6 protein-coding genes and 1 pseudogene are annotated in these 4,720 nt (G+C 67.2%); 1 reads left to right on the top strand and 6 read right to left on the bottom strand.

The features are described from left to right. Nucleotides 1–109: 109 nt before the first annotated feature. From APY03_RS25765 to APY03_RS25775, 3 genes are all read right to left on the bottom strand, one after another. Complete coding sequence (locus APY03_RS25765; protein ID WP_026069907.1) at nt 110–394, bottom strand: helix-turn-helix transcriptional regulator; 285 nt, start codon at nt 392–394, stop codon at nt 110–112. A gap of 75 nt (nt 395–469) precedes the next feature. Further along, a complete protein-coding gene (locus APY03_RS25770; protein WP_028240160.1) occupies nt 470–1,267 on the bottom strand; it encodes a DUF2285 domain-containing protein in 798 nt (265 codons plus the stop codon). A gap of 335 nt (nt 1,268–1,602) precedes the next feature. Beyond that, nucleotides 1,603–1,953 carry a DUF2958 domain-containing protein gene (locus APY03_RS25775; protein ID WP_015476702.1) on the bottom strand — a complete coding sequence of 117 codons (351 nt, stop codon included), beginning with the start codon at nt 1,951–1,953 and terminating at the stop codon, nt 1,603–1,605. A 318-nt stretch (nt 1,954–2,271) separates the two neighbouring features. On the opposite strand from APY03_RS25775, the gene APY03_RS25780 reads away from it, so the two are divergent. Next, the gene (locus APY03_RS25780) at nt 2,272–2,565 is read left to right on the top strand and encodes a helix-turn-helix domain-containing protein (protein ID WP_015476703.1); all 294 of its coding nucleotides are present in this window, start codon (nt 2,272–2,274) and stop codon (nt 2,563–2,565) included. Between the two features lie 70 nt (nt 2,566–2,635). On the opposite strand, the gene APY03_RS25785 is transcribed toward APY03_RS25780, so the two are convergent. From APY03_RS25785 to APY03_RS44485, 3 genes and pseudogenes are all read right to left on the bottom strand, one after another. After that, nucleotides 2,636–2,950 carry a DUF736 domain-containing protein gene (locus tag APY03_RS25785; protein WP_014646114.1) on the bottom strand — a complete coding sequence of 105 codons (315 nt, stop codon included), beginning with the start codon at nt 2,948–2,950 and terminating at the stop codon, nt 2,636–2,638. Between the two features lie 758 nt (nt 2,951–3,708). Beyond that, a complete protein-coding gene (locus tag APY03_RS25790; RefSeq protein WP_028240162.1) occupies nt 3,709–3,918 on the bottom strand; it encodes a hypothetical protein in 210 nt (69 codons plus the stop codon). Between the two features lie 61 nt (nt 3,919–3,979). Then, a pseudogene (locus APY03_RS44485) lies at nt 3,980–4,720 on the bottom strand (chromosome partitioning protein ParB); the annotation flags it as partial.

The following is a 4,720-nucleotide window of genomic DNA, read 5'->3' on the forward strand; positions in this document are numbered from 1 at the left end:
CCGTCGCCCGGCAGCGCGCGGAACAGGTCGAGCTGTTCCCGCTGCTGCGATCGCTGCCCCGACGGCAGCGATGGGCTGGACATGACGATGGCCACCGGCGAGCCGACGATCAGCGGCCATCACGGTAGTCGCCCGCGTGACGCTCGGCATATTCCGGGTCGGACGTGGCCTCGTAGCTGCGCTGGTCGGCCCAGGCATCGAGGTCGGCCACCGCGTACATGACGCGGCGGCCGAACTTGCGGAACTTCGGGCCGCCGCCGATCACGCGCTGTTTCTCCAGCGTGCGCGGCGACAGACGCAGGTATTCGGCGGCTTCGTCGTTGGTCAGGTAGCGTTGGGGCTGCACGGGCGCAGCGACAGCAGCGGCGGCAGGCCGCAAGGGAGCGGGTCGCATGGGATGTACCTCCATCAAGCCCGGCCACACCACGCGGCCGGATAGAGGCACTTTCAAGAAAGCAAGGCTTCCTGCTCAGGGACGTTTTGCAGGGGATGCAGCGCGTCCCTGTGCAACGGGCGGAAGCTGTGCCAGGCGGCGATAGCCGCCGCGCATCAGCGCATCGCCCCGGTGCACCAGTCGCCGCACGCGGGCGCGCAAGGCGCTATCGGCGTACCAGTCGGCGGCGACAGCATCGACGCCGAACAGCCCTTCGGCCACGTCGCGCAGGGACGCGCCCGCGAGGGTGCCGTCGAGCGCCTGGAGCGTGTTCAACTCCAGCAGCGCAGCGGGTGCCGGCCGCGACCGTGCCGTTCCCGCTGGCGCTGCATCGCCAGCGGCGGCCAGCTTGTCCAGTTCGGCCGCCAGCGCCTGATAGCGTCCGCAGGATGCGGCGCAGGCGCGAATGGCATAGGCGTAAGCCATGCCGTCGGCCAGGCCGGGAGCGATCACCAGCCGCAGGCAGCAGCCCAGCCAGCGTGTCAGCAGCACCAGGCGCTTGCCGTCGTGGATCAGGTGCTTCTGGCCGGGAAGGCACCAGAACGCGAAAGCCACCGCGTCGGGCGGCGGGTCGGCGTCCGGGTAGAGCTGCACTACCGCATCGTGATCGGGGAACCAGGCCGGGTGCGCGTCGCGCGCATCCAGGGCGGGATCTTCCAGCAGGCGCAGTCCCCAGCGCGCGGCGGCCTCTGGCCGGCGGCGGCGGCGCAGCCAGTCGCGGCGGTAGTCGGGGTGGCGACGCAGGTATTCCCACGCCAGCGCGGGGCCGTCGAGGTGCAGCATGTAGAGATACGCGGCGGTCGGATACCAGTGTTCGGCGCTCGGGTCAGCCATGACGCAGCCTCCTGTCATTCAGCAGGAACGTCGCCACGGATTCCGCTGTGCGGGAGCTATCGAGTCGCCATCAAGTCGTCATCGAAATCGGGGTACTCTGTAACTGCGGTGTCAAGACCGATTGGCTCCAGGGCATTGCGGAAATCGTCTGAATGCGACGGTTGCGCGCCACAAAAATGGTGCGCAGCATGGAGCACCGTGCAGCAGCCCGCGCCATAGATCATGACTGTTTGCATCAGAAGCGCACCGCTTCGGTGCAAGAGTGCGGATTCAGACCAATCAGGTCTTGGGTAAGACTGAAATAGTCAGAATGCGCCGTCGTTGGCTGGGACTGCTCAGTCGGTGATCGAACCGTTTTCCTCGGCCAGCCGCAGGTACTCCGACAGCCGCCGCACGGGCTGGAAGTAGCGATCGCGCATCACAGGTTGCTTGTGCGGCCCGACGATGGACGCCAGATCGGACAGCTTCACATGGCCCAGGCCGGGCATGCCTATTCCCAGGTCGATCAGCCCCCATGCCGTATCGCCATCGGCCGGGTCGAGCGCGGCCAGCAGCCAGGTGGCGTGCGCGTCGGGGGTGAACAGTCGCACCGCCGGCATTGGGTCGATGCTTCGGCCAGCGGCGCGTGCCGCGCCGACGGCGAGCAGTTGCGCCCGCTGTTCAGCGGTGACGAGCGGCTGGGTCATGGCCCGAATCCCCACGCATCCGAGGATGCACGGATACGATTTTCCACCGAAGCGCGGAACCGCCGAAGCGGATGCGTGCTTTGGCGGGAAAGCACGAAGGCGCAAGCCATCGAATCCGTACATGCACGGAAACGCGGAAGCGGAATTGCGCAGGCCAGGAAAGACACAGATGCGGTTCCCAGATTCTGTCGGAATCCGCCCATGCGGATTTCTGCAAAGGCACGAATACGGAAATCAACGACACCAAATGCGCACTATAGTTTGTAGCCCTATAGTGCGCAATCGGCTGTCATCTTGGTTTTCTAAGGAAAACCATAGGTGGCGGCGAAAGACTCATTGGCGACAGCAATACGGACGGTCAGGAAAGCGCGCGGCTTGAGCCAGGAAGCGTTCTCCGACGTGTCCAGCCGTACCTACCTGAGTTTGCTGGAGCGCGACCTGAAGAGCCCGACCATGCACAAGCTGACCGAGCTGTGCGAGGTCATGGACGTGCATCCGCTCACGTTGCTGACGCTGGCCTATGCCGGCGACAGCACGCGCAGGGCCGATCAGCTTCTGGCGCAGGTGCGCCAGGAGCTGGAGGCGGTGTTGAAGGAACGCGACACGCCGTAGGCGCGTGCGTGACGTGCTGCGCCAGCAGCACGGCGCCCCGCCGCAATGGACGGGGCGCGGTGGGCGGCCGTCAGGCTGCCTTGGGCTTGCTGCGCGACCAGATCAGGTCGTGCGTGCCGTCCTCGTTCTCGATCAGGCGGGCATAGACCGTCGCCGGGAACGAAGGGTCGTCGATGCTCACGGACAGGTACTCGCGCCCGGCCTCACTGGTCTTCTTCCACGCCGCGCCGATCTCGTGGCCGGCCGCCTGAAGGTGGAAGTCGGGGGCGTTCTCGCTGTCGCCCTTGTCGTTGGGAACCAGCTTGACCTTGACGTTCAGGGTCAGGGTGCGGAGCTGGCCGGTGAAGCCGTCTTTCTCTGCGGTGAAGGTGCCGATGTTAGCCATGATGTTTCTCCTTTCGGGTTGAACAAGGTCGCGCCAGTGCGTCCTTGTTGTGATCCGGCCGGCGGGGGATGGGCTGGCCGCACCGCGCAGCGGTCGCAACACCGTGGAGAACCTGGAAGCGAAAAGAATTTGCCGCGCGAGGAAGCCGCGCAGCGGCGGGGAAATTGTTTTCGCTGGAAGGTTGCGGCCATGAAGCCCAAGGCGTAGCCGTTCCCTCGCCAGGATTCACGACAAGCCAAGGACGCACGGGCCGCCCGCCCCCGAAAGGAGACATGGCCGACTCGGCATCCCCGCGTGACGGCTGCACCGGCTTGCGCCCTGACGCGAACCAGGTCAAAGCCCCGACGACAAGGCCAGAGCGCCCCTGCCGCAGCGCGCGACCACATGCTTGAGGCGTGGTGTGGATGCTCCATAGCGAGGCCGGGTGGCGTGTCGGTGAATCGCCCTTCGTGACGTACAGGCGCGAATCGCCAGCGTCGGGGACGGCACGCTATCGCACAACCTGCCGCAGCAAGCCGGGGCGTAGCCCTACAAGCCCCGCCCATTGCGGCGGGGCGCCATCGAAACCTTGCCCGCGCCAGCGGGCACCGATGGACGTGTCGCGTGCAAGGCACTTGCACGTCCGCCCCGTTGCCGCCTGGACGAAGGCGGCAACGGGGCGATTTTGACTTCGACGTTGGAACCGGGCGCGGCCACCGACGCCCCGGATTTTTGACCACCGGCCCCAAGGCGGAACGGCTTGGGGCCGGTGCTGCTCGTTATTCCTTGGTTTCGACAATCCACCACGCGGCACGCGGCAAGGTGTGGCCGGTAATGGGATGTAGGTCGGTCAGGTCGGCGCGGGCCGTCCAGCCACGCGGCGGACGGTAGCCGCGCACGTCGCCATCGCCGTGCCAGCGGCGGGCGCGTACCGTACCGGGGGCATAGATCGCCGCCATGCGCGGGCGGTCCGTGGTGTTGCGGCTCATGATAGGAATCCTTGGCGTGAAGCGCCCCGGCCGGAACCGGGGCGCTATCTGCGGTGCAGGATCACGCGGCCAGTGCCTCGGCCTGCGGCAGCTCATCCGCCACGGCGGCGACTTCCTCCGGCGCTTCGGCGCCCGCATCCACTGCCACGGCCTGCGCGTCCTGTTGCGGGCTTTCGGTGCGGAAGATGGCGGGCATCCAGCCCGTACCATCGGCCAGCCGTTCCGCTTCGCTGGCAATGTCGGCCTTCTTCAACTTCGCCAGCCGTGCAGCGTGCGACGGTGCGAACTCGCCCACGGCTTCCAGAATCGCGGCCTTCGGCACATGCTGGAAATACCCGTCTGCGGTGGGCTGCCACCATGCGGCCATGTCCAGCCCCACAGCCTGCGCCAGTTCCGCGCCCGGCTGGTGCGCAGTGGCGCGAGGCGTCACCACGTCCACGGTCGCCGCTACGCATACCGCCAGCAGCCGCACCAGTTCGCCTTGCTCCATCGCCAGCAGCGCGACGAACAGTTCGGCGCTGTCCTGCGGCAGCGCTTCGCCCGCGACCTGCTGCAACTCGCGCTGGGCGACGGCGGCGGGCGACTCGGGCCAGTCGGGGGCCATGCCTTCCAGCCGGTCTTGCACTTTCAGGCTCACGCCCAGCGGCAAGTCGTGGCCGTAGTGGTTGTCCTGCAAGACGCTCTGCACCATGCCATGCACCAGCGCGGCCAGCGCGACTTGCGGATGCCGGGCGACTTCGATTTGCAGCGCGGCGGTGCGGTGCGCGCTCAACCGCTGCGCCAGCCGGTCGGACAGGCTCCC

The organism is Variovorax sp. WDL1, from assembly GCF_001541225.1.
GTDB lineage: Bacteria > Pseudomonadota > Gammaproteobacteria > Burkholderiales > Burkholderiaceae_C > Variovorax.

What these genes read in the sequence shown, in the direction of transcription:
- APY03_RS25765 (WP_026069907.1), bottom strand. Translation starts at nt 394, where the DNA reads ATGCGACCCGCTCCCTTGCGGCCTGCCGCCGCTGCTGTCGCTGCGCCC.
- APY03_RS25770 (WP_028240160.1), bottom strand. Translation starts at nt 1,267, where the DNA reads ATGGCTGACCCGAGCGCCGAACACTGGTATCCGACCGCCGCGTATCTC.
- APY03_RS25775 (WP_015476702.1), bottom strand. Translation starts at nt 1,953, where the DNA reads ATGACCCAGCCGCTCGTCACCGCTGAACAGCGGGCGCAACTGCTCGCC.
- APY03_RS25785 (WP_014646114.1), bottom strand. Translation starts at nt 2,950, where the DNA reads ATGGCTAACATCGGCACCTTCACCGCAGAGAAAGACGGCTTCACCGGC.
- APY03_RS25790 (WP_028240162.1), bottom strand. Translation starts at nt 3,918, where the DNA reads ATGAGCCGCAACACCACGGACCGCCCGCGCATGGCGGCGATCTATGCC.